The sequence below is a fragment of the Breznakia sp. PF5-3 genome (assembly GCF_029504745.1).
Classification (GTDB): domain Bacteria; phylum Bacillota_I; class Bacilli_A; order Erysipelotrichales; family Erysipelotrichaceae; genus Breznakia.
Window position 1 is genome coordinate 1 of the sequence record NZ_JAQFIQ010000014.1, and the last position, 23,554, is coordinate 23,554.

Genomic DNA, 23,554 nt, shown 5'->3' on the forward strand with positions numbered 1-23,554 from the left:
AAGGGCTGCAGTTTTCCACGATTTCTCCAAAATGGCATAGAAAAAAGGCTGTTAACCTTCAAGGCGATAAAAATCACCTATCTGTCACAGCCCCTCTCTTTTAAAACTTCTTGACATCTTTCACACAAGCCATCTTCAGTTCGTGCATCAGTAATATTCCAACATCTTGGACAAACAACACCGTTACATTTTTCTACTTTTACTTCAGCAACTTCATATTTTTCTAATACATCATCTGTGAAAGTAACTTTAGAAACTGTTAACCATTGATGAAGTTTATCACCTAAGACTGACTCTAACAATGCTTTATCGTCATCATACACATGTAATATTACGTGTGCTTCAAGTGGTTTTCCAATAATTTTATCATTTCTACAAGCTTCAATCGCTTTGAAAACATCTTTACGAATTGCAAATAAACGATTCATCTTTTCTTTTATTTCTTCTGCATTTTCAAATGTTTCAGATGTATTAAACGATTGTAAATGAATACTGTCATCATACGCTTGGAAATGATCATTAATCTCCTCTGCTGTATGCACAAGGATTGGTGCCCACAACTTCAACAATGTATCACAAACTTTATATAATACTGTTTGTACTTGTCTTCTTCTTAAACTATCTTGTTTTTCAATATATAAAATATCTTTTGTGAAATCTAGATAATAAGCACTTAACGTATTGGTCATAAAATTTGTTAACTTTGTTGTAATAGAAGGAAAATCATAACTGATATATGCCTTTTTAATTTCATGATTTAATTCATTTAATACAATAAGTACATGTTGATCAACAAGTGTTAGCGCTTTATTTTCTACCATATCATCCTTTGAAAAATCTTCAGAATTGATATTTCCTAAAATAAATTTAAATGTATTACGTACTTTACGATAATTCTCACTGATTTGTTTCATGATTGAATTTCCCATAGAAACATCTTGTTGGTAGTCAACACTTGTTGCCCACAAACGTAAAATATCAGCACCATATTGTGAAGTGATTTTAGATGGACTAACTGCATTCCATTGTGATTTAGACATTTTCACACCTTTTTCATCCATAACAAATCCATGTGATAAAATTTGTTTATAAGGTGCATGTCCATATACTGCAGTACCTATAATCAAAGAAGAATTGAACCAACCACGATATTGATCACTTCCTTCAAAATATAAATCTGCTGGATATGGCAATCCTCGATCAATCATTGCTTCGGTATGTGAAGATCCTGAATCAAACCATACATCCATAGTATCTGTTTCTTTTGTGAATTCACCATTTGGACTACCCTCATGTGTATATCCTTCAGGTAATAAGTCTTTTACATCTCTTTCAAACCACACATTTGTTCCAAATTCACCAACTAACTTAGAAAAATGATCAAACAATGCTTTTTCCATAATCGGTGTTCCATCTTCTGCATAAATGATTGGAATCGGAACTCCCCAAGCTCTTTGTCTTGAAATACACCAATCTCCACGATCACGAATCATATTATGAAGACGTGTCTCTCCCCAGGCAGGAGTCCAGAATACATTTTCAATTTCTTGCAATAATTGATTTCTAATTTTATCAATTGATGCAAACCATTGTGTTGTAGCACGATAAATAATTGGTTTTTTAGTACGCCAATCATGTGGGTATGAATGCGTAATAAATTCAAGTTTCAACAAAGCATCTAGCTCTTCTAATTTCATAGTAACCGTTTTATTTGCATCATCAACATATTGTCCAACTAGAAAATCTCCAGCTTCTTCTGTCATCTTTCCTTGCTCATCAACTGGACAAAATGCTGGTAGCCCATACTTCATCCCAACATTGAAATCATCTTCCCCATGTCCTGGTGCAGTATGAACACACCCTGTCCCAGCATCTGCTGTTACATGTGAGCCGAGAATAACAAGCGATTCACGATCATAAAATGGATGTTTTGTTGTAATACCTTCCAAATGTTCTCCACGGAATGTTTTAAGGATTTTCTTTTCTCTTAAATCAAATTTTTCCCATAAAGAATCTACTAATTCCTTCAATACAACTAATTTCCCTTTTTCACTTTCCACCAAAGCATATTCTAATCTTGGATTTAAACAAATCGCTAAATTTGCAGGGATTGTCCATGGCGTAGTTGTCCAAATAACAAAATAATCATCTGTATCTAAAATATCTTTTCCATCTTTTACTTGGAATTTCACGAAGATAGTAGGACTTTTAATATCTTTATATTCAATCTCAGCTTCTGCTAAAGCTGTTTCACTTGAAGGTGACCAATATACTGGCTTTAACCCTTGATAAATCAAGCCATCACTTGCCATCTTTCCAAATATTTTAATTTGTTGCTCTTCAAATTCCTTCGTTAGTGTAAGATACTTATGCTCATAATCTCCAACTGTACCTAATGCTTTAAAACCTTTTTCTTGTAACTTAACTTGTTCCAAAGCATATTCATAACAAAGTTTTCTAAAGTCTTCAATTTTCATTTCTTTACGATTGTACCCAAGCTTTTGAATTGCTGTTTCAATTGGCAAACCATGCGTATCCCAACCTGGAATGTATGGCGTTTCAAAACCTTCCATAAATCGTGAACGAACAATTGTATCCTTTAAAATTTTATTCATTGCATGCCCTAAATGAATATCTCCATTCGCGTATGGAGGACCATCATGTAAAACGAACTTCTCGCACCCTTTACGTTTTTCCAACATTTTTTCATATAGATTCTCATCTTCCCAGCGTTTTTGAAAACCTGGTTCTTTCGTTGGTAACTTTCCTCTCATTTCAAAATCTGTTTTTGGCATTAATAACGTATCTTTATATTCCATTTCTGCTCCTCCTTATATATAAAAAAACCATCCTTAATCATAAGGACGGTTTAGACCGCGGTACCACCTTAGTTCATTTCATATATATGAAATGCGCTTCATTCACTGTAACGTAGCGACCCGTCTTATCCTACTTCTTTTCAAATAAGCTACTCATAAGTGATATCTTTACTATAGAAGCGTTTGCGTTTCACCATTTTCGCAACTCTCTGTTCACTTCAATACAATAAAGCATGTCTTAATCTTTGTATTTCTTTTCTATTAATTCTACATTAGGAATTGGGGGAATGTCAAATCCATCTATTGTATCTGACAATAAAGCCAACTGTTCATTCAAATTCACTTTAATTTCATTTGCTTCAATTCCCAATTTTGATATTTTAATCAATATCGTTCTTGCATTCAACAAGGCTTCCTTAATAATCATATCTGCATTATTATTTGCACTGTTTACAATGCTATTTGCTTCACTCAATGCAATCCTTGTCATATCTTTTGCAGCTTGTTCTTTGATTTCTAAATCTCTTGATAACTGCTCATATTTCACTTTATACTTTTGAATGCATTTTTGATCTTCTTCACTTTGTTTCTTATAAGCATCCAACTTTTTCTTTAATTCATCTATTTCTTCTTGGGCTTTGGATAATGCGTCATCAACTTGAAAACGATTATAACCCTTATTCATAGTATCAAATTGCATTTCCTCACCTCTACTTATATTTCCCTATTTCAATACATAATCGATTACTACGTGTTCGTTTTCCCAAATCATGTACTTGAAATCGTCCATATCCACGAATCGAAAGAATACAATCATTATGGCATATGTAAGCACAATCTTCAAGAGGAAGATGATTAACTTTTATCTTTCCATCTTGTATGAGCTTCTTTGCTTTTTCCCTAGATAAATGTGTAATTGTAGCAACTAAAACATCCAAACGGAATGAAGAAACATTTTTATATTCATACTCCAATTCTGGTTCAAATACTATTTCTTCATAACATGGTTCAAAGGTAAGCGAACACTGTTTGATTCGTCTTAACTCAAGACGGATATACGCCTCAATTTCTTTAGCTACAAATATATAAATATGTCCTTTTTCCACAACGATATCACCAAATTGATTTCGATTAATTCCTAAGTTCATAATTGACCCCAACACATCACGGTGGTCAATTGTATGAAACTTTATTTGATAATCGGCCTTTAAGCAAACGATTGGAAAAGGTATCACCATTGGTTCTTGACTCAATAAGCAACGCTTATTTTCACTATTCTCATAGCCTCCATCAAATGCAACAACCACTTTTTTTCCAACGTAAGAGGTTAAAATTGATTGTTCTAATGGAGTTAAAAAGGGAGTGAAAACTTTTCGATAATCTTCTACTTGATCAACGTAGTCATCAATTCTCGAAATAAAATCTTCATTCCCTTTGAAATGTACAAAAGCTTTGTTACTCACTACTCATCATCGCTTTGTTCAGAACTTATTTTCCCATGAACACCCATTGTTCTTGGTGTACATAAAATTACATTTGTACCAATTTTTTCAATGGTTCCATCTAACGCATAAATAACACCTGATAAAAAATCAATTGTTCTTTGTGCATACTCTCTAGTCAATTTATGTAAATTTACCACAACCGCACGATTTTCTTTTAAACGCTTTGCTACCTCGTTCACTTCATCATAAGCTCTTGGTTCAAACAATACCATTTTTGTATCATTACCAAGTCTAGAAACCGCCTTTGATTTTGGTTTCTCATATTCTGATATCGACTCTACTTCTTGCTCATCGTACTCAATTACTTCTTCTTCATCCATTGGTGAAATAAATTCTTTAATTTTTTGTCCAAAACCCATAGTAAATATACCTCCATACTACTTTCTTTGATTATATCATATCAAAGAAATGCAAACAACTACGATTATCATTGGATATACGAAAATTCATGCATATCTAAACACCTTTCTTTCTTCTGCTTCTTTGATACTTTACTTGATGATACAAAAAGATGGCCTAAGCCATTTTATTCAATTGACATTAACGTAACTTTAGAAACACCTTTGATTGTGTTTAGCAATCTAAGCAATTCGTGAATTTCGCCTTTCATCTCTTTCACATCAATACTCATAATTACACTTGCTTTCTTTTGAATAGGAATGTTTTGGTTAATGGTTAAAACATTACATCCAAAATGAGAAATCATATTTAACACTTCCGATAGAATTCCTTTTTCATCTGAGAGTACAAATGAAATCAACGCCTTTCTTTCAAGTACTGTTGTAGAGCTTGGTACAAAAACATGATCTTTGTATTTATAATATGCACTTCTTGAAATACCCACTTTTTTCACTGCTTCACTTACTTGAGTATATTCACCTGCATCCATCATTTGCTTAACTTCTACAACCTTATGAAAAACATCTGGCAGCACTTCTTTGTTTACAATCAAAAAGTTTTCTAGCATATGCAAGCACCTTCTTTATCTGTTTTTAGTAAGACGCATTGCCATTTATGCGTTAACTTTGACAACTCTTTTTCAAATGCTGGAACAAGCGCTTCATGTTCGATTACATTCATAAGTGTTGAACCACTACCTGAAATATAGAAACACACACTTTCTATCGTTTCACAAAGTTCTTTAACTTGATGATATTCATGAATCAATGTTTTACGATATGGCTCGTGAATTTCATCCTTCATAGCATTCTTTAATATATTAATATCATACGTTTCAAACCCCTTTAAAACGACACTTAATTTGGCACTATTACGAACAGCTGTAGCATATGGTAAAACATCAGGAAGAACTTTTCTTGCATCTTTTGTTCTGGTTTCAAAATCAGGAATCATTGCTAGAAATAAGAAGCGCTCATCAATATTGTAAGATACACTATATACTTCATCTTCACTTTGATAAGAGGCAATTAATCCTCCATAAATTGCTGGTGCCACATTGTCTGGATGTCCCTCGATCGCTGTGCAAATATCTAAAATCTTCTTTTTATCAATTGGTGTATTGGTAAGTGCATAAGCTCCTAATACTCCCCCTACAACACAAGTAGCACTGCTTCCTAGTCCTCTAGATACTGGTACATTGCTATCCATGTGAATCGCAATTTCCTGAACCGTCTTTCCTAAAATTTCTAATGTCTTCATAAAAGACGTATATACAAGATTCCTCTTGTTTTGAAATTTAAGATCTGTTCCTGTTATTTTAAACTCTGATGTTTCTTCAAAAGTAAAATATGTATATAGATTAAGAGCGATTCCTAAGCAATCAAAGCCAACACCAACATTCGCACTGGTTGCAGGTACGCGAATTTTTACCATCTTAAATCTCCTTTACTTTTTCTTTTATATATTCTTTCATGTTTTCTTTCTTAATCAAATCTTTATGTAAAATTGGTTTCTTATCTAAATCTTTTAAATTTGTTGGGATGGCAACATTTGTTTCTTCATACAATTTTTCCATTAATACAAATTCATCTTCCCCATTTTCTCCATGCAATGCTCCATACACGCTATCTGTAAACTTATATGGTGATGCTGTAGATAATACTACATTTTTATGCTCTACATCTATTTCATCAAGTAAGACTTTATAAGCAACTGCTGTATGAGGATCAAGTAAATACTTGTCTTTTTCATATACTTTTTTAATCGTTTCTGCTGTTTGTTGATTACTTGCGAATCCACAACTAAAATCTGCTTGAATTTTTTGTAAGACATCTGCTTTTACTTTATAAGATCCATTTGTATTAAGATCATTCATTAATTCACTTATGTATTCGTTATCACAATCACTAGCATAATATAATAATCTTTCCAAATTTGAAGAAATTAGAATGTCCATACTTGGTGATATTGTTTTTAAGAAACTTCGTTTGCGATCATATGTTCCTGTATTGATAAAATCGTATAGAACATTATTATCATTTGATGCACATACTAATTTATGAATTGGTAATCCTATTTGTTTGGCATAATATCCAGCTAAGATATTACCAAAATTTCCCGTTGGCACAACAAAGTTTATCTCTTCTCCCACTTTGATTGCCCCTTTTTCAACTAGTTTTACATATGCATAGAAGTAATACACTATTTGTGGAACTAATCTCCCTATATTAATTGAGTTGGCGCTTGATAAGCGAACATGATCTTTTGCCAGCTCTGCTTTAAAATCCTCATCAACAAATAGTTTCTTTATTCCACTTTGAGCATCATCAAAATTACCGTTGATGGCACAAACTTTTAGGTTTTTTCCTTCTTGTGTTTTCATTTGCATTTCTTGTACTTTTGAAACTCCTTCATTAGGATAGAAAACCATAATTTTGGTTTTTGGTACATCTTTAAAGCCTTCCAATGCAGCTTTTCCTGTATCCCCACTTGTTGCTGTTAAAATCAAAATATCATAATCTGCATTTGTCTTTTTCAACGCTGTACTTGTCAATTGTGGTAGCATCGATAACCCAACATCTTTAAACGCACTAGTTGGCCCATTAAATAATTCTAATACATATGCATCACTTAACTCTACAAGTGGTGTAATCTCTTCATTTGTAAACTTATCTTGATATGCATGATACACGCAGTTCTTTATCTCTTCATCACTAAAGTCATCAACAAACAATTTTAATATCTCTTGTGCTATCCCATAGTAGTCTTTTTCAACAAGAGAATTCACATCAATTTTTTGCTCTTTTAAATCCCTTAAAACAAACAATCCACCATCTGTACTTAATCCTTGAAGAATTGCTTTAGACGGTGTAATCGTTTCCATTTTATTACGTGTACTTTCATATAATTTACTCATAAAATATCTCCTTGCTTTCTTACCCTACCTATGATACAATGTTTCTCATTAGAAAACAAGTGTTTTTTTACGAAAGACATAAAATGGAGGAGAAAATGAAAATTGCAATTTTAGGGTATGGAACAATTGGTAGCGGTGTCTACGAAATTATAAAAAATTATGCTTCTAAAGCACTACAAGATATCGAAGTTACAAAAATTTTAGATTTACCTCAAAACAAAGGAAAGCTGGATATCATTACAAGTGATATTAACGATATTGTCTTAGATGACTCTATTTGCTGTGTGGTAGAGACAATGGGTGGTCTTCATCCTGCATATGAGTTCATCACAAGTGCATTAAAAAACAAAAAGCATGTTGTCACTGCGAACAAAGCTGTCGTTGCAGCTTATTTAGAAGAATTTATCACATTAGCTAATGAACATGGTGTTCGCTTTTTGTTTGAAGCTAGCACAGGAGGAGGAATCCCTTGGATAGCAAGTTTAAACAAAGCGAAAAGAGTAGATAAAATTTCTCAATTTTATGGTATTTTCAATGGTACTGGAAATTATATATTAGATGCTATGTATCATCAAGGAAAAGACTTTGATGAAGTTTTAAAAAAAGCTCAAGAATTGGGTTATGCTGAAGCTGATCCTAGTGCTGATATCGATGGATATGATGTGCAAAATAAAACCGTTATTTCTAGTGCTATCGCTTTTAACACAAAAATTGATATGAAAGATTTTCCATGTTATGGAATTCGAAATATTGTGAAAAATGATATTGATTATTTTAAATCAAAAAATCTTAATATTAAATATATTGGTGAAGCTACTGCCGATGACGCTTCTTACGAAGCATATGTTATGCCTAATGTTTTCTGCTCTGATGCAGTAGAAGCAAATATTGGCTCTAATTTTAATATCGCTACTTTATACGGAGAAAGTATTGGTCCTTTGAAATTTTATGGTCAAGGTGCTGGTAAATTGCCTACTGCCAATGCAGTTGTTCAAGATATTTTAGATATTCAAGATGCTTATACAGATTATGAATTGAATTTTTCTAACTCTTATGTCTATAATCCAACACAACTTAATACCTATATCATCCGTACAAAAGATGACATCGATAAAAAATATGTAGCAAAACAAGATGAATACCAAGCAATGAATTACGTTCATACAATTCCTATGAACGCAAATGAATTGGTAAAACTTATTGACAATTGTGAAGATACTTCATTATTTGTCGCAAAAGTAGCAAAATTTGAGGGGTAGAAAAATGTTGAAAATAGTAAAATTTGGTGGTAGTAGTGTATCTAATGCAGAGCAATTCAAAAAAGTAAAAGATATTGTTTTATCTGATGACGCAAGACAGTTTGTTGTTACTAGTGCTAGCGGAAAACAAAATAAAGATGATAATAAAATCACTGATTTATTATATTTATGCCATGCACATATTAAATACAATATTTCTTGTGACAATATTTACAATATGATTGAGGAACGTTTTTTATCAATTAAAGATGAATTAGGGCTTCAATATGACATTCAAAAAGATCTAGACTTGCTACGTTCTCAATTAGATAAAAATATTGATTTAGATTATTTAGTGAGTCGTGGAGAGTATTTAACAGCTTTACTCTTGAGTGAATATTTAGGTTATGAATTTGTAGATGCAAAAGATCTTATTTTCTTCAACTACGATGGAACCATTGATTATGCAAAGATTAAGAATGCCTTTGATGAAATTGTGAAAGAATATCCACGTTTAGTAATTCCTGGATTTTATGGTTCCCTTCCAGATGGTACACTTCGTATTATGAGTCGTGGTGGAGGTGATGTATCTGGTAGTATTATGGCAAATGTTGTTGATGCAGATGTATACGAAAATTGGACAGATGTATCAGGAATTTTAAAAGCCGATCCTAGAATCGTTAAAAAACCTAGACAAATTGATACAATCACATATAGTGAACTTCGTGAATTATCTTATATGGGAGCAAGCGTTTTACATGAAGAAGCTATCTTCCCTGTAAAACACAAAAATATTCCTATTCACATTTTAAATACAAATGATCCTACAAGTCATGGTACTGTCATCGTCAACAAAGTAGAAGATGAAATAGATACCAAAAGTGAAATCACTGGAATTGCAGGAAAAAAAGATTTTTCTGTTATCACAGTAAAAAAATCACATATGTCTAATGAGGTTGGTACTGTAAAACGTGCCTTGGATGTATTGGATAAATTTAATATTAGTATTGAACATTTACCAACAGGAATTGATTCTTTTTCAATTGTTGTTGAGTCTGAAACCATAAAGCCTGTCTTATATGATGTATTACTACAAATCAAAGAAAAATGTAAACCAAATGATATCAATGTTATGGATAACATTTCCTTGATTGCTACAGTATCAAGATTTATGAAAAGCAAAACAGGAATGAGTGGCCGATTGTTTACTACATTAGGAAAACATGGCATTAATATCTCTGTTATATCACAAACGAGTGATGAAATGAATATCATCATAGGTGTTCACAATGATGACTATGCTCGTACGATTAAAGCAATCTATGAAGAATTCGAAGGAGAATCATAATGAAAACATATAATGTTGCTATTTTAGGTGCTACTGGTGCTGTTGGACAAGAAATGATGAATATCTTAGTTGAGCGAAAGTTCCCTATCAACACCTTAAAATTATTAGCTTCTAAGCGTAGTGTTGGCAAAAAAATGTCTTTTGATGGAAAAGAAATTACAGTCGAAGAAGCTCTGCCAACTTCTTTTGAAAATGTAGATATTGTTTTAGGAGCTGTAGAAAACGATATCGCTGAAAAACTATTGCCTTATGCAGTAAAGGCTGGTGCTGTTGTTATCGATAATTCTAGTGCTTATCGTTTGGATGATAATGTACCTTTAGTTGTTCCTGAAGTAAACCCTCAGGATATAAAAAAACATAGTGGAATTATTGCCAATCCAAATTGTTCTACAATCATTGCTCTTGTAGCAATCTATAAACTACATGAATATGCAAAACTAAAATCTATTATCGCCTCTACTTATCAAGCTGTTTCAGGTGCTGGTGTTCCAGGGTTAGAGGAATTAACCCAACAAACACAACAAGTACTAAATGATGAGGAAATTTCTCCAAAGGTATTTCCTTACCAAATAGCCTTTAACTTAATTCCTCAAATTGGTGGATTTGATGAAAATGGGTATTCTAGTGAGGAAATGAAAATGCAAAATGAGGGAAGAAAAATTCTTCATCATCCAGATTTGAATGTTACTTGTACTTGTGTAAGAGTTCCTGTACTTCGTTCCCATTCAGAATCACTAACATTATTTTTTGAAGATGAAATAAGCGTAGAGAAGGCAAAAGAAATCTTAAGCGATACAGAAGGTGTAAAACTTATGGATAATCCCCAAAATCAAAAATATCCAATGCCTTTGGATACTAGTGATCAAGATTTGGTGTTTGTTGGAAGAGTTCGTAAAGATTTAACCCAAAAGGATAACAAATCATTATCGCTTTGGTGTTGTGGTGATCAAGTACGCAAAGGTGCTGCAACCAACGCCGTACAAATTGCCATAGAATATATAAAACAAAACGCATGATAATCATGCGTTTTTTCATGCGATCCTTTTGGTATGCGCATATTAACAATTGATGCAATAATTCCACCACTGATTGCAGTAATAAGTTGAGGCCATGAGAACATTGTCCCCAGTGCCAAAGCCTGCACTTCATTAATATCTGGAATATAATATAAAACAATTGGAATCATAATCCATAAGAACCCAGCTTTTATAAAAGCTGCTGGTAAAGATGAAATCATAACATTGTACTTCCGTTTGAAAATATATTGAAACACTCCTACATAAAGTACATTACCAATTGCGATAAATGGTGTAATAATTGGAAAAACTGGACCAATTCCTAAGATTGTTGCTAGAACTGCGGATAAAATTGCAACTGCAACGCCACTACGATATCCTGCATCGATACTTACTAACAACAATAATGTATTCACTAAAGTTCCTGTTATCAATTGTGAAACTTGTACACCTGCGAAAATAGGAATTGCAGGTATTAGTTTATTTAAAGACTGTGCCAATAAAATAAGTGCTAATCCTAATCCTGCATGTGTTATATTGTGTATTTGTCGAGAATTCATTATTCCTCAACTTCAAACATGTCTTTTCCTACACCACATACTGGACATACATAATCATCTGGTTCTGCGTTGAAGTCAGGCCCATCATATACATATCCACATACTGTACAAACATACTTTTTACCATCTGCCATCACTATATCCTCCTTTACCTTGATAACCCCATTTCATAAGATTACCTCTATTCATATTCTACATTTTCTATTTTCAAATTGCTACTCATATACTCAATAATTATAAGTATTTATTTAGTTTCATAGAACTTTTTTAATATTTCTAAAATATCAAAATAAAAACTCATTATTTCTCTTTCGAATAACGAGTTTTTGTTATGTTCTTATTCTACACCGATAACAAATGAATATACAGGTTGATTTCCCATCGTTGCTTCTACTTCAACACCTTTTGCTTCTGTATATTTTGTGATTTTTTCTAATTCTTCTTTGCTTGTATCTTCTCCAGCAATTAAGGTTACAATTTCACTATCATCATCGACCATTGAATCAATTAATTTTTTTGTAGCATCCATTTTATCTTTTACACTACAAACAATTTCTTTTTCTTTAATTCCCATGTAATCTTGTGCTTTAATTTTCATACCATCAAATGTCGTATCTTTAATCGCATAAGTAACTTGTCCTGTTACAACATGAGTGATTGCTTCACTCATTTCCATAACATTCGTATCTACATCAACTTCTGGATTAAACATCATACATGCACAAAGTCCTTGAGGAATACTCTTAGAAGGTATTACATGAATATCTAAATCATCTAACACCTGAGCAGCTTGTTGCGCCGCTAGAATGATATTAGAGTTATTTGGCATGATAAATATATGTTCAGCATTAATCTTCTTAATAGCCTCTACAAAATCCTCTGTAGAAGGATTCATTGTTTGGCCACCAGAAATAATTGTATTTACACGCAATTCGCTAAACATTTCCATTAAACCTTCACCGGCAGCTACTGCAATAAGTGCATATTTTTCTTTTGGTTTTGCACTATTTCCATCATCCTTAGAATCCAAAACTAAATGATCATGCTGTTCTTGCATGTTTTCAATTTTTAATTTTACAAACTCTCCATACCGTTGCCCCATATTCAAGACATCTCCAGGCTTTAATGTATGAACATGAACCTTTACAATGTCATCATCTTGAACAACTACCAAAGAATCTCCAAGTTTACCCAATGATTTACGAAGTTTATCCTCTTTAAATGTAGTAAGATTATTTTCATCTAAACGAATAATAAATTCTGTACAGTATCCAAACTCATCACTTTCTACTTGAGCAGCATTTGAATTTGTTGTTGCCGCACTTTCACTTTTTTCAATTTTTTCACCACGTAAAGAAGCTAAAAAACCTTCAAGAATATATACTAGACCTGCACCACCACTGTCAACAACACCAACTTCTTTTAATACTGGCAACAATTCTGGTGTCCGCTCCAATGACTTCTTTGCTTCTTCAACTAATTTTTCCATTACTTCTACACAAGTAATATTAATATTTTCACTTGCATACACAAGTGTATAATCACTAGCTTCACGAATAACTGTAAGGATAGTCCCTTCAACAGGACGCATAACCGCCTTGTAAGCAACTCTTGAGCCATTGACAAAAGCATTTGCTAATTTTAAACCATTTACTTCTGTTTCGTTTTCCACTGCTTGATAAAGACCACGAAAGATTTGTGAAGTGATAACACCCGAGTTTCCTCTTGCGCCCATCAACAACCCTTTTGAAAGAGCTTTTGCAACATCATTAATGTTTTCACTATCTACTTTCAATGCATCATTTACTCCTGAACTAAATGTCAATGACATGTTTGTACCAGTATCCCCATCAGGAACTGGAAAAACATTCAAAGTATCAACTTCTTGATAATGATTGGCTAGATTGTTAGATCCACTCTCAATCATTTCTTTAAATATTAAACCATTTAAATTTTCCATCACCATCACCCTATTTAATTACCTTTATGCCTTGAACAAAAACATTAACTGTTTCAAAATCAACATCTAATGTTTTTTCCATCATATACTTTACTTTTTTCTGAACTTCAAGAACAACCTCAGAAATCTTTACTCCATGTGATACAATGATGTATAAATCTAATTCCAAAGCACCATCTTTTTCTTTAACAACAACACCTTTTGAAAAATTTTCCTTGCGCAACAATTCTGCCCAACCATCTTTCAAAAACTTTTGTGAAGCCATTCCAACAACTCCATAGCTTTCGCTAACAATTCCACCAGCTAATGTTGTTATTGCTTCCTTAGAGATATTAATATCACCATACTTCGTATTTTTTGTAATTGACATTCAAAATCACTCCTTATCAAAAGATTATACCATAATCTATATATTTGCTCTACTATTCTTCACATTTTTCCGTATAACTTGAATTTGTTGTCTCATCAAAAACAATACAACGCAAATCACTATTTTTTGCTTTCAAAAACTCTCGATAACTCTCTAACAAATGTAAACTATCATAATTGGTACGTACAATATGTCCATCCTGCATCAATAATTCTAACATATTATCATCATAACTCGTTTTATAATGACGAATTTCAGAAATCAAAGCAATAAATTCATTATCTATTTTACTTAACTCTTCCCCTAACAACTTCCTTTGATCCTTATTCAAATCACGAAGATACGGACTGCTAATAAGAGCAAGTTGATCTTTTTTCATTTCTACACTTTTTCCATTTCCTAACAAAACATATTGTTTTCCATCACTATTGTAATAACCAATTACCTTTTCTTCTGTTATATCAATATAGATAGCCCCACTAAAATAGTCTTTACTCACTGAAACATCTTTGATTAATTCATCTTTTTCAAGTGCACGTTCGATAAAGAATACAGGGTGAAAAACCATCTTCCCGCTATAATTTAATCCTGCTTTATTTAAAATCTGTTGTTGTGAATAAATAACATTATTTTTTACTTTTAATATCTTTATATTTGACATTGAAGTAAGCATATATCCACCAATTAAAAGAATCACAGTTAAAACAACTAGCACTTTCACTCTTTTTTTACGTAGCTTTAATTTCTTTCTATGCTTAATTACTCGATCATACCTTGTTTCTTGTTCATCTTTTTCTAAAACCTTTTCAAAATCAAATGTATCCTCATCAAATTGTTGCAAATCTTCTTGATCTAATTTGCGATTTTGGTTTTTGAGTCTTCCCAATTAAATTTCTCCACTTCCATTTTTAGATGAACACCATACTTTTCAAACACTGTGTTTTGAACTAGTAAAACAAGTTGATCAATATCTTCAGCAGTAGCATTTCCTTCATTTACAATAAAATTAGCATGTTTTTCACTAATCTTAGCTCCTCCAATTTGTTTCCCTCGCAATCCACAGCCTTCTATCAATTGCCATGCTTGTACATCTTTAGGATTTCTAAAAACACTCCCTGCATTTGGCTTTTCTAGTGGTTGTGAATCTTGTCTTCTTTGTCTTCTCGCATCAATCAAATCACGTATTTCTTTTTGATCCCCTTGTACCAATTTCAACTCTATTCCTAAAATAATCCAATCTGGATGATTGTGAAAAATAGAATGACGATAAGAAAAATCCAATTGCTCCTTACTAAGCCAAACACATTCACTGTCTTTCAAAACATACACCCTGTTAATAATACTAGACATATCACTTTTATAGGCACCTGCATTCATTGCTACGGCTCCACCTATCGTCGCTGGAATTCCACTCGCAAATTCTAAACCACTAAAGGATTCTTTCATTGCATTATTTGCCAACAAAATAAGGGATACACCTGCTTGTGCAACACATGTACCGTCTTCTTCAAAGTTAAACTCATTAAAATAACGATCCAAACATATGACTACACCATGAAAATAAGCATCTGAACAAAGAATATTGCTACCTTTCCCAAAAACTTTAAATGGAAGTCCTTCATCCTTACAAGTTTCAATGATACGAATCAATGATAACTCGTTTTTTGGATAAACAAGATACTTTGCACGACCTCCAATACGATATGTAGTATGTTTACTTAATGGTGCATCTAATTCTAAATCACCATGCTTCTCTAAAATTTCAACTATCTTCATAATACCCCTATACTCTTTCTATAATATTTGTAATATCATAACATGCATTAGGAAAACTATTTTCTTTTGCATGTTTTTTAATCTCTTCTTTTATACTTGGATTATTTAAAACCATATTTATTTTATCACAAAGCGTTTGCGTATTTAAATCTTTTTCTTCAATCATCAATGCACTTTTTTTATCTACCAATGCTTTTGCATTAAAATATTGATGATTATGTGCCACATAAGGGCTTGGAATCAAAATACTACATACTCCACTTGCAGTAATCTCTGCCGCTGTAGTGGCCCCTGCACGACAAATGACAAGGTCAAATTTATCTACAATAGCCAACTGATCGATATAATCTACAACCTTTACATTTTTGTATGCAAGTTCTTCTTTGGCCAGTGTATAGTTTTGTTTTCCACTTACATACAAAAAATTCACTTCAGGAATGTTTTGTAAAACATCTTTCATAATATCCGTAATACTACTACTACCTAAAGAACCCATCACAATCAATACCAAAGGCTTATCTTTAGGTAAATCCAATGATGAAAAATATGCTTCATCACTTTTTCTTTTTGCTGCAATACTTGCTCTAGGGTTTCCTAACAAGTATACATGTTGATATTCTTTTAGTTCACTCATACAACGCTCATAGCACACTACAATAGCATTTGCATGCTTCGCCAACATTTTATTAGCTGCACCCACTACAGAATTCTGTTCATGCAAAACAATTTTTTTACCCAACCGTTGTGCCGCAAGAATTACAGGTACACTTACATAACCACCAAAGCCAATAACTACATCTGGATTAAAATCTTTAATGATTTTTTTCGCTTTTCGTAGCGCAATGAGTGATTGACAGCCTGCTTTTATTTTCTTAAAAACATTGCCACTAAAACCACTTGTATGTAATGCATAAAAAGGATAACCATGTTCTGGAATAATATCCTTTTCCATTCGATCATCATTACCTACAAATGCAATCTCAGCTTGTTTCTCTTCTTTTATATAGTCGGCTAGTGCTAAAGCTGGATAAATATGTCCACCTGTACCGCCCGTTACAAATAATAATTTCAAAACATCACTCCTGCAAAATATTATACCATTATTTACTATAAAAAATAAGTAGCAATCACACTTATTTATCATGCACAACAATTTAAGTTCCATTACATCTTCCTCATGTAATTATATATTTATTTTGCATAAAAAAAGATCAAACAAATTGATCTTTAAAAGCTTTCATGTTCAAAAACCGATATTCTAAAACAAACTAATTTGATTTTTCATATGGCATTTCACCATTCAATGCTTTGACGATTTTACAATGGACAAAATATCGATCATCAATATATTCTGCTTCTGTATTCCCTGGGTTTCTACCATCCTCATAACTACAAGTATACAAGGTGATTATATGTTCCTTGGCAGTTACTGTCACATCATTCGTATGTCTACTCAACCCTTTTACATAGTCAAGATATGCTTGATACGATGCGTCATCACCAAAGGAAATATTATAAGACTGAGAATCTCCTTTATCCACATAGGCGCTAAACACTTGTAATTTGTAACTTGCGTCTGGCGTATAATAATACACATATGGATGCTTTTCGAAGAAATCTTTTTTCACATAATTTTCCAATTCCGCAAACATCGTTCCATGGTGTACATTATGTCCATAAATAAATGTATTCGGATCACTTAAATCTTCATTGTTTCGATAATCCATAAAAATAGAACCTGCATAATTTTCTGTTTTATCATAGAGATGATTCAAATAATATTCATTATCACTCCCCTTTACAACCGGATATGAGATTTCGGTATCCAAAACAACAATCCACCCAACAATATCTGGATTCACTTTTTTTAATGCATCAAAATCTACCTTGAACTTATCCAAATCTTCTTCTTTTGTAGGAATCTTAGCTGTATCACGTAAGCGTTCTGTATCTTTTGCTTCATCATCATTTGCTTTGAAAATCGTATATAAATTCCATCCTGCATAAATAAAGACACACACTGCAATCAGCAAAATAAGTCTTTCAATCCATTTACGAACAGGACTAACTTTTCTTCTTTCTTTTTTTCGTTTTTCCATAAACATATTCAACTCACTTTCTACTAAAGTTTGTACCCTAAACTATCATTTCTATTATACCTAAAAAGCCTTTTTTAGTAAACCAATTCCCCCTTGCCCTTATTCTTTGGTAAAGATTTGCAAATCAACATTCATAATATAGTCCAATTCTGCTGCATGTGATTCATCACTTTCAACAAACAATACACCAAATGCATCGAATGTTTGAAAATCAAATTTACGCAATGACAAAGGTTTATTAATTTTTGAAAGCAATTGTTCATAATTAAAAAAAGTTATTGGTTCTTTAACACTTGGCTTATTAAGAACAATCATTGCATATTTTTCTTTTCCTTTGTTTTTCAAGATTTCATCCCATACTGGAATTTTATTGTTTAAGAAATAATCATATGCATAAAAACCAAATGCATAATATGAAAGATCATTACAACACAACCCTGCAAATCGCATTGGGTTACATTCAATAATGGATATTTGCTCATCTTTTACCCTTATTTCAATATGAGAAGCAAAATTCATCACCCCTAAATAAGAGTTCATTTGTATAAAAAAGGTTTCAAACTTCTTAAGATTTTGTATAATAATATCTTTACTTGTGTAATATAAACGATCACTTACATCTGCATTTGAAGAAAACTCATGTTTTAAAATGTTTAAAATGACTGGTTTACCATTTTCATCAAAATATACATCAATAGCATACTCTTCTCCATCAATATATTCTTCCAAAATAAACTTACTCTTCCCAACTACCTGCTCATGATAAAGTTCATCCCACTTTGCTACTTCTCTTTGTAAAGATTGTATTGCTTGTTTATAATCTTTTTCATTTTCAATATAATAAACACCAGCACTAAAGAAGCCAACTGTTGGCTTAAGAATACATGGAACCTTTATTTGGGAAAAAGGTAAGTTGAATAGTGATGATAAATCAAGTTCTCTAAAATAATACGTTGGATACATATCCTTCATTTTTTCACGAAAAAGTGCTTTATCTTTCATTATCTCAATATTTTGAATACGAACTTTGTTTTCATCATTTTCATAAACCCAATGTAGAGATGTTTCCGAAGCTGTATAAATACGTTCCCCCGGTATAGCTCTCTGTACTAGATTCAATCCATCAATACCTTGCGATTGAATATAATCATTTAATAACACTGGGTGTTGTGATGTTTTTGCATAAGTTATTAAGTCTTCTGAAATATATGGTTTATCTAATATAATCATTTTTATCCTCCATATTTTTATCATCATAACATAAAAGGTCTATTGTGCAAAAGCCAATAAGACCTTATAGAATATTAATTATTTTAAAGAAGCTTTTATGAATTCCCTAAATAAAGGATGTGCTTTATTTGGTCTAGATTTGAATTCAGGATGATATTGAACTCCAATATGAAAATCATTTTTATTATATTCGATTGCCTCCACAAGAAGATTATCTGGACTCGTTCCTACAATTTCCATATGATTATGAATAAATTCATCACGATAATCATTATTAAACTCATAACGATGGCGATGCCTTTCAGATATCTTTTCTTCTTGGTAAGTATAATATAATTTTGAATCTTTTTTAATAGTGCATGGGTAAGCTCCTAAACGCATTGTTCCACCTTTGTGATCTATGCTAATTTGTGAGTCCATTAAATCAATTACATTGTGTTTTCCTTGTGGAGTGAATTCACTTGAATTTGCATCTAGATATTTTAAAACATTTCGAGCAAACTCTATCGTTGCAATTTGCATCCCTAAACATATTCCTAAATATGGAATATTATTTTCTCGTGCATATTGACAAGCTAAAACCATGCCATCCATTCCACGCTCTCCAAAACCACCAGGAATGATAATGCCATGACATTCGCCAAGCACTTCACTAATTGTATCTGGATTCAAAGATTCACTATCTATCCATTTTATTTCCACTTCTGCATCATTTTCATAGCCTCCATGCTTTAGTGCTTCTACAATGGATAAATATGCATCATGTAACTTTGTATACTTTCCAACCAACGCTATTTTAGCCTGCTTATTACAGCTTTTTATTCTTGTTACTAAAGTTTTCCAAGCCTCCATATTTGGTGCTGGAGTTATCAAATTCAATTCACGACAGACAATATCAGAAAAATTCGCTTCCTCCAACATCAATGGACATTCATATAAGATAGGAAGAGTTACATTTTGAATAACACAATCCTTTTTCACATTACAAAAAAGCGCAATTTTATTTAATATAGAAACATCTAAAAATTCATCACTTCGACATACAATGATATCTGGAGAAATTCCCAATGATTGCAATTCTTTTACACTATGCTGCGTTGGTTTTGATTTATGTTCCCCACTGCTTTTAATGTAAGGGACTAACGTTACATGAATAAACAAACAATTCTCTTTTCCCACCTCAAAACTCACTTGTCGAATTGCTTCTAAAAATGGTTGCGATTCAATATCCCCTGTAGTTCCACCAATTTCACTGATCACCATATCAGCGTCTTGTTCATCACCTACAGCATAAATAAAATCTTTAATCTCTTGTGTAATATGAGGAATTACTTGTACCGTTTCACCTAAATATTCACCTTTGCGTTCTTTATTTAAAACATTCCAATATACCTTTCCACTTGTTAAATTGGAAAACCGATTCAAATCCTCATCAATAAACCGCTCATAATGGCCCAAATCAAGATCTGTCTCAGCTCCATCATCGGTCACAAAAACTTCACCATGCTGATAAGGTGACATCGTTCCACAATCTACATTGATATATGGATCCATCTTCTGTGCCATAACTTTTAAACCACGTTCTTTTAATAACCTACCTAAACTAGCAGCTGTAATGCCTTTCCCCAAGCCACTTACAACACCACCTGTTACAAAAATATATTTTCTCATTTCACCCACCATTTAACCATATGTCTTTAATATTTCCTTTGCTACCATTTCTTTTGAAACACGTTTATCCATCGCTTTCTTTTCAATATATCGATGTGCTTGTACTTCGCTCATATTCAAATATTCAATCAGAACGTACTTTGCTCGACTAATCAATTGAATATTTTCTACTTTTTCATGTAAACGAATATTTTCATCATGAAAATTACTAATTCTTCGATGTGTCGATAGTGCCATTGAGATCGCTTGTGTGAACACTTGACGATCAAGTGGTTTTCCTATACACATAACACCAAATTTATTTAGCCGATTACTAACATCTTCTAAGATTTCCTTTTTTATCAACATAACTACTCCACTAGTTGAATTTTGTGCAGCATACATTGTAATCTCATGCCCAAATTCATCAGCGAGTGGTGTATTGATTAACACTAAATCAAAACGTTGAGTATTCAACAACTGTTTTGCTTCTTTTGCACTTTTACTAGCTACAATCGTATCGATATGAATAGCTTTTAAAAGTTGTGATAGTGCATCAAGACTTTTATCTAAACTGGAAACAATCAAACAACTACTCATACCTTACCTCACTTTCCTAAATTAATTTAAAATATGGATCACTATCAAATCTTTGCTCATCTTTATATGATGCAGCTTCTTCACTCTTTATTTCACAGAACATTGTAACTGTTTTTTTATTTATTACTTCTTTAACAAATTCTGAATTTTGTACACTTTCTACAGCTTCTTTCAGATTTTTTGGCAATTCCTTTGTACTTTTTGAATGCCCCTCACTCAATGTTTCACTTTTTCGCATCCCTTCAATTCCCGCATATAATAATAAGCCATAGGCGTAATAAGGATTACATGCAGCATCTGCTGAGCGCAACATGATATAAGAATACTCATCTTGCTTTTCATCAACACGCAACAACTGACTTTGATTCCCTTCGGCCCAAGTTATGTACTTTGGTGCTTTTTCACTTCCCAAACGTTCATAAGAATTATTAATTGGATTCAAAAACAAACTCATCTCATAAGTACGATTCAATACTCCAGCAATAAAATTTCGTTGTTCCTCCAAGTTTACTTCATAATCATCTTCAAAAATATTTCGATCATTCTTGCTTAGGGTTACTTTAATTCTCAATCCACTACCACTTGCATCAGCAAGCGGGCGTGGTAAAAATGAAGCATACAAATCATTCAATAAAGCAATACTCTTTACACAGTTCTTAAACGTTATCAAGTTATCTGCAGCTTGCAATGCATAATTATCTTCAAAGGTTATCACGTTTTGTCCAGGTCCTTTTTCATGATAACTCATCTTTGTTTTTACACCCATTTCTTCTAAAGAAAGACATATTTCTCGACGAATATTTTCACCACCATCCAAAGGTGTAACATCCAAATACGATGCATGGTCAATCGGTCGATTTGTAGGATTTCCATCCACATCGTTTTGAAATAAATAAAACTCGCTTTCAATCCCTATTTTAGGTGTATATCCATAGGATTCACAAGCCTCCATCGCTTGTTTTAAAAAGTATCTTCCATCTCCTTCAAATGGCGTTCCATCAAGGTGTCGAATATCACAAAAAAAACGAACAACTTTTTCATGACCTGATCTCCATGGCAAGATTGTCATTGTATCCAAATCTGGATAGAGTAGTAAATCCGTTTTCTTATAGTTCATAAAACCATTAACATCAGATGCATCTAAGTTAATTCCTTCTTCTGTGGCTTGTTCGAAGTCGTCTGCATTAATAGATAAATTTTTGAGTGTTCCAAAAATATCACAAAATGCTAAGCGAACAAATTTCACATGATTTAGCTCAATATACCGCAAAATTTTCTCTATTTTCATGACATCCTCCATTCTGTTTTCATTATAACACGAAAAATCTTATGTCTGAATTATAGACCTAATTATAAAATGATGTCAACTCTCAAAATCAACTTTCTAAATTCAAAAAAATTGTCTATAATAAGGTTACATCTTACTAAAAAATATACTTGGAGAACGCTTATGCACAATTATTTTTTAAAAACTAAACGAATTGGATTTTCAAAATGGAATTATGATGATTTGGAACTTGCAACAAAACTATGGGGCAATAAAGAAGTGGGTAAGTATATTCATGCAAATCATTTTTTTAGTGTTGAAGAGATACATGAGCGTCTAAAGGAAGAAATCAAGAATGAGGAATATTTTCATATTCAATATTTTCCTATTTTTTCATTATCTGACAATCAATTTATTGGTTGTTGTGGCTTTCGTCCCTTTGTGGACAATCCACAACAAATAGAAATGGGATTTCACTTACTTCCTGCATTTTGGCATCAAGGATATGCCTTTGAAGCAAGTGATGCAATTTTAAAATACATTCATAATAAACATCGTGAATTAAAGATTTATGCAGGACATCACCCTGATAATGAAGCTTCAGCAAGACTTTTAAAGAAATTGGGGTTTTTATACTTTAAAGATGAGTTTTATAAGCCAACAAACAAATATCATCGATGCTATCAATATTCTAAAAATATAGCTTGACAAGAAACCCAAGAAAGGATAAACTCTTTGTATAACAGCAAAGGTGCTGTAGGTATTTTTATCTACGGCACCTTTTTTTGTTAGTTCGATTA

At 32.4% G+C, this 23,554-nt stretch carries 23 protein-coding genes and 1 other annotated feature; of the genes, 4 read left to right on the forward strand and 19 right to left on the reverse strand.

All coding sequences use genetic code 11. The features are described 5' to 3' along the window. Positions 1-77 precede the first annotated feature (77 nt). The 7 genes from ileS to thrC form a co-directional block, all read right to left on the reverse strand. Positions 78-2,819: an isoleucine--tRNA ligase gene (ileS, locus tag M2475_RS04760; RefSeq protein WP_277489955.1), complete on the reverse strand. Its 2,742-nt coding sequence runs from the start codon at positions 2,817-2,819 to the stop codon at positions 78-80. Positions 2,820-2,857: 38 nt separating this feature from the next. After that, positions 2,858-3,074 (reverse strand) — a binding site (T-box leader). Then, positions 3,058-3,519 (reverse strand): DivIVA domain-containing protein, encoded by a 462-nt coding sequence (locus M2475_RS04765; protein WP_277489956.1) that lies wholly within the window; start codon positions 3,517-3,519, stop codon positions 3,058-3,060. Its footprint overlaps the feature before it by 17 nt. 10 nt (positions 3,520-3,529) lie before the next feature. Next, positions 3,530-4,282: a YlmH/Sll1252 family protein gene (locus M2475_RS04770; protein WP_277489957.1), complete on the reverse strand. Its 753-nt coding sequence runs from the start codon at positions 4,280-4,282 to the stop codon at positions 3,530-3,532. After that, the gene (gene sepF, locus M2475_RS04775; RefSeq protein WP_277489958.1) at positions 4,282-4,683 is read right to left on the reverse strand and encodes a cell division protein SepF; all 402 of its coding nucleotides are present in this window, start codon (positions 4,681-4,683) and stop codon (positions 4,282-4,284) included. Before sepF ends, M2475_RS04770 begins: the two co-directional genes overlap by 1 nt. A 167-nt stretch (positions 4,684-4,850) precedes the next feature. Then, complete coding sequence (locus M2475_RS04780; RefSeq protein WP_277489959.1) at positions 4,851-5,291, reverse strand: ACT domain-containing protein; 441 nt, start codon at positions 5,289-5,291, stop codon at positions 4,851-4,853. Further along, on the reverse strand, positions 5,285-6,157 hold the full coding sequence (gene thrB, locus M2475_RS04785) for a homoserine kinase (RefSeq protein ID WP_277489961.1): 873 nt from the start codon (positions 6,155-6,157) through the stop codon (positions 5,285-5,287). The genes M2475_RS04780 and thrB overlap by 7 nt, the downstream gene beginning before the upstream one ends. Position 6,158: 1 nt before the next feature. Beyond that, positions 6,159-7,640 (reverse strand): threonine synthase, encoded by a 1,482-nt coding sequence (gene thrC / locus M2475_RS04790; RefSeq protein WP_277489963.1) that lies wholly within the window; start codon positions 7,638-7,640, stop codon positions 6,159-6,161. A gap of 95 nt (positions 7,641-7,735) precedes the next feature. On the opposite strand from thrC, the gene M2475_RS04795 reads away from it, so the two are divergent. The 3 genes from M2475_RS04795 to M2475_RS04805 are packed head-to-tail and all read left to right on the forward strand — an operon-like array spanning position 7,736 to position 11,242. After that, positions 7,736-8,899, forward strand: a complete 1,164-nt coding sequence (locus M2475_RS04795; protein ID WP_277489964.1) for a homoserine dehydrogenase — start codon at positions 7,736-7,738, stop codon at positions 8,897-8,899. 4 nt (positions 8,900-8,903) lie between these two features. Then, on the forward strand, positions 8,904-10,226 hold the full coding sequence (locus M2475_RS04800) for an aspartate kinase (protein ID WP_277489966.1): 1,323 nt from the start codon (positions 8,904-8,906) through the stop codon (positions 10,224-10,226). Continuing rightward, positions 10,226-11,242, forward strand: a complete 1,017-nt coding sequence (locus M2475_RS04805) for an aspartate-semialdehyde dehydrogenase (RefSeq protein ID WP_277489967.1) — start codon at positions 10,226-10,228, stop codon at positions 11,240-11,242. The genes M2475_RS04800 and M2475_RS04805 overlap by 1 nt, the downstream gene beginning before the upstream one ends. Here M2475_RS04805 and M2475_RS04810 read toward each other — a convergent pair. From M2475_RS04810 to M2475_RS04865, 12 genes are all read right to left on the reverse strand, one after another. Continuing rightward, positions 11,173-11,802 (reverse strand): ECF transporter S component, encoded by a 630-nt coding sequence (locus M2475_RS04810; protein ID WP_277489968.1) that lies wholly within the window; start codon positions 11,800-11,802, stop codon positions 11,173-11,175. The two genes, M2475_RS04805 and M2475_RS04810, sit on opposite strands and share 70 nt — an antisense overlap. Then, complete coding sequence (locus M2475_RS04815; RefSeq protein WP_277489970.1) at positions 11,802-11,936, reverse strand: rubredoxin; 135 nt, start codon at positions 11,934-11,936, stop codon at positions 11,802-11,804. Before M2475_RS04815 ends, M2475_RS04810 begins: the two co-directional genes overlap by 1 nt. Positions 11,937-12,139: 203 nt before the next feature. After that, positions 12,140-13,762 (reverse strand): DAK2 domain-containing protein, encoded by a 1,623-nt coding sequence (locus M2475_RS04820; RefSeq protein WP_277489971.1) that lies wholly within the window; start codon positions 13,760-13,762, stop codon positions 12,140-12,142. Between the two features lie 10 nt (positions 13,763-13,772). Next, the gene (locus M2475_RS04825; RefSeq protein ID WP_277489972.1) at positions 13,773-14,132 is read right to left on the reverse strand and encodes an Asp23/Gls24 family envelope stress response protein; all 360 of its coding nucleotides are present in this window, start codon (positions 14,130-14,132) and stop codon (positions 13,773-13,775) included. Between the two features lie 52 nt (positions 14,133-14,184). After that, positions 14,185-15,018: an FtsQ-type POTRA domain-containing protein gene (locus tag M2475_RS04830; RefSeq protein WP_277489973.1), complete on the reverse strand. Its 834-nt coding sequence runs from the start codon at positions 15,016-15,018 to the stop codon at positions 14,185-14,187. Then, positions 14,985-15,908, reverse strand: coding sequence for a UDP-N-acetylmuramate dehydrogenase (gene murB, locus M2475_RS04835; protein ID WP_277489975.1), 924 nt, complete (start codon positions 15,906-15,908; stop codon positions 14,985-14,987). Before murB ends, M2475_RS04830 begins: the two co-directional genes overlap by 34 nt. 7 nt (positions 15,909-15,915) lie before the next feature. Then, positions 15,916-16,980 carry an undecaprenyldiphospho-muramoylpentapeptide beta-N-acetylglucosaminyltransferase gene (gene murG / locus M2475_RS04840; RefSeq protein WP_277489976.1) on the reverse strand — a complete coding sequence of 355 codons (1,065 nt, stop codon included), beginning with the start codon at positions 16,978-16,980 and terminating at the stop codon, positions 15,916-15,918. A gap of 196 nt (positions 16,981-17,176) precedes the next feature. Continuing rightward, positions 17,177-18,007, reverse strand: a complete 831-nt coding sequence (gene srtB, locus M2475_RS04845; RefSeq protein WP_277489977.1) for a class B sortase — start codon at positions 18,005-18,007, stop codon at positions 17,177-17,179. 99 nt (positions 18,008-18,106) lie between these two features. Then, positions 18,107-19,237 (reverse strand): ATP-grasp domain-containing protein, encoded by a 1,131-nt coding sequence (locus M2475_RS04850; protein WP_277489978.1) that lies wholly within the window; start codon positions 19,235-19,237, stop codon positions 18,107-18,109. A 78-nt stretch (positions 19,238-19,315) separates the two neighbouring features. Continuing rightward, complete coding sequence (locus M2475_RS04855; RefSeq protein WP_277489980.1) at positions 19,316-20,908, reverse strand: CTP synthase; 1,593 nt, start codon at positions 20,906-20,908, stop codon at positions 19,316-19,318. A 12-nt stretch (positions 20,909-20,920) separates the two neighbouring features. After that, positions 20,921-21,487 carry an ANTAR domain-containing protein gene (locus tag M2475_RS04860; RefSeq protein ID WP_277489982.1) on the reverse strand — a complete coding sequence of 189 codons (567 nt, stop codon included), beginning with the start codon at positions 21,485-21,487 and terminating at the stop codon, positions 20,921-20,923. A 16-nt stretch (positions 21,488-21,503) separates the two neighbouring features. Beyond that, positions 21,504-22,775, reverse strand: a complete 1,272-nt coding sequence (locus tag M2475_RS04865) for a glutamine synthetase family protein (protein ID WP_277489983.1) — start codon at positions 22,773-22,775, stop codon at positions 21,504-21,506. 162 nt (positions 22,776-22,937) lie between these two features. Between M2475_RS04865 and M2475_RS04870 the strand changes: the two genes are divergently transcribed. Further along, positions 22,938-23,462: a GNAT family N-acetyltransferase gene (locus tag M2475_RS04870; RefSeq protein WP_277489984.1), complete on the forward strand. Its 525-nt coding sequence runs from the start codon at positions 22,938-22,940 to the stop codon at positions 23,460-23,462. The last annotated feature ends 92 nt before the right edge of the window (positions 23,463-23,554 follow it).

What these genes read in the sequence shown, in the direction of transcription:
- sepF (WP_277489958.1), bottom strand. Translation starts at nt 4,683, where the DNA reads ATGGGTTTTGGACAAAAAATTAAAGAATTTATTTCACCAATGGATGAA.
- ileS (WP_277489955.1), bottom strand. Translation starts at nt 2,819, where the DNA reads ATGGAATATAAAGATACGTTATTAATGCCAAAAACAGATTTTGAAATG.
- M2475_RS04850 (WP_277489978.1), bottom strand. Translation starts at nt 19,237, where the DNA reads ATGATTATATTAGATAAACCATATATTTCAGAAGACTTAATAACTTAT.
- M2475_RS04870 (WP_277489984.1), top strand. Translation starts at nt 22,938, where the DNA reads ATGCACAATTATTTTTTAAAAACTAAACGAATTGGATTTTCAAAATGG.
- thrC (WP_277489963.1), bottom strand. Translation starts at nt 7,640, where the DNA reads ATGAGTAAATTATATGAAAGTACACGTAATAAAATGGAAACGATTACA.
- M2475_RS04805 (WP_277489967.1), top strand. Translation starts at nt 10,226, where the DNA reads ATGAAAACATATAATGTTGCTATTTTAGGTGCTACTGGTGCTGTTGGA.
- M2475_RS04865 (WP_277489983.1), bottom strand. Translation starts at nt 22,775, where the DNA reads ATGAAAATAGAGAAAATTTTGCGGTATATTGAGCTAAATCATGTGAAA.
- murB (WP_277489975.1), bottom strand. Translation starts at nt 15,908, where the DNA reads ATGAAGATAGTTGAAATTTTAGAGAAGCATGGTGATTTAGAATTAGAT.
- M2475_RS04815 (WP_277489970.1), bottom strand. Translation starts at nt 11,936, where the DNA reads ATGGCAGATGGTAAAAAGTATGTTTGTACAGTATGTGGATATGTATAT.
- M2475_RS04795 (WP_277489964.1), top strand. Translation starts at nt 7,736, where the DNA reads ATGAAAATTGCAATTTTAGGGTATGGAACAATTGGTAGCGGTGTCTAC.
- M2475_RS04855 (WP_277489980.1), bottom strand. Translation starts at nt 20,908, where the DNA reads ATGAGAAAATATATTTTTGTAACAGGTGGTGTTGTAAGTGGCTTGGGG.
- M2475_RS04780 (WP_277489959.1), bottom strand. Translation starts at nt 5,291, where the DNA reads ATGCTAGAAAACTTTTTGATTGTAAACAAAGAAGTGCTGCCAGATGTT.
- M2475_RS04825 (WP_277489972.1), bottom strand. Translation starts at nt 14,132, where the DNA reads ATGTCAATTACAAAAAATACGAAGTATGGTGATATTAATATCTCTAAG.
- M2475_RS04860 (WP_277489982.1), bottom strand. Translation starts at nt 21,487, where the DNA reads ATGAGTAGTTGTTTGATTGTTTCCAGTTTAGATAAAAGTCTTGATGCA.
- M2475_RS04820 (WP_277489971.1), bottom strand. Translation starts at nt 13,762, where the DNA reads ATGGAAAATTTAAATGGTTTAATATTTAAAGAAATGATTGAGAGTGGA.
- srtB (WP_277489977.1), bottom strand. Translation starts at nt 18,007, where the DNA reads ATGGAAAAACGAAAAAAAGAAAGAAGAAAAGTTAGTCCTGTTCGTAAA.
- M2475_RS04800 (WP_277489966.1), top strand. Translation starts at nt 8,904, where the DNA reads ATGTTGAAAATAGTAAAATTTGGTGGTAGTAGTGTATCTAATGCAGAG.
- thrB (WP_277489961.1), bottom strand. Translation starts at nt 6,157, where the DNA reads ATGGTAAAAATTCGCGTACCTGCAACCAGTGCGAATGTTGGTGTTGGC.
- M2475_RS04765 (WP_277489956.1), bottom strand. Translation starts at nt 3,519, where the DNA reads ATGCAATTTGATACTATGAATAAGGGTTATAATCGTTTTCAAGTTGAT.
- M2475_RS04810 (WP_277489968.1), bottom strand. Translation starts at nt 11,802, where the DNA reads ATGAATTCTCGACAAATACACAATATAACACATGCAGGATTAGGATTA.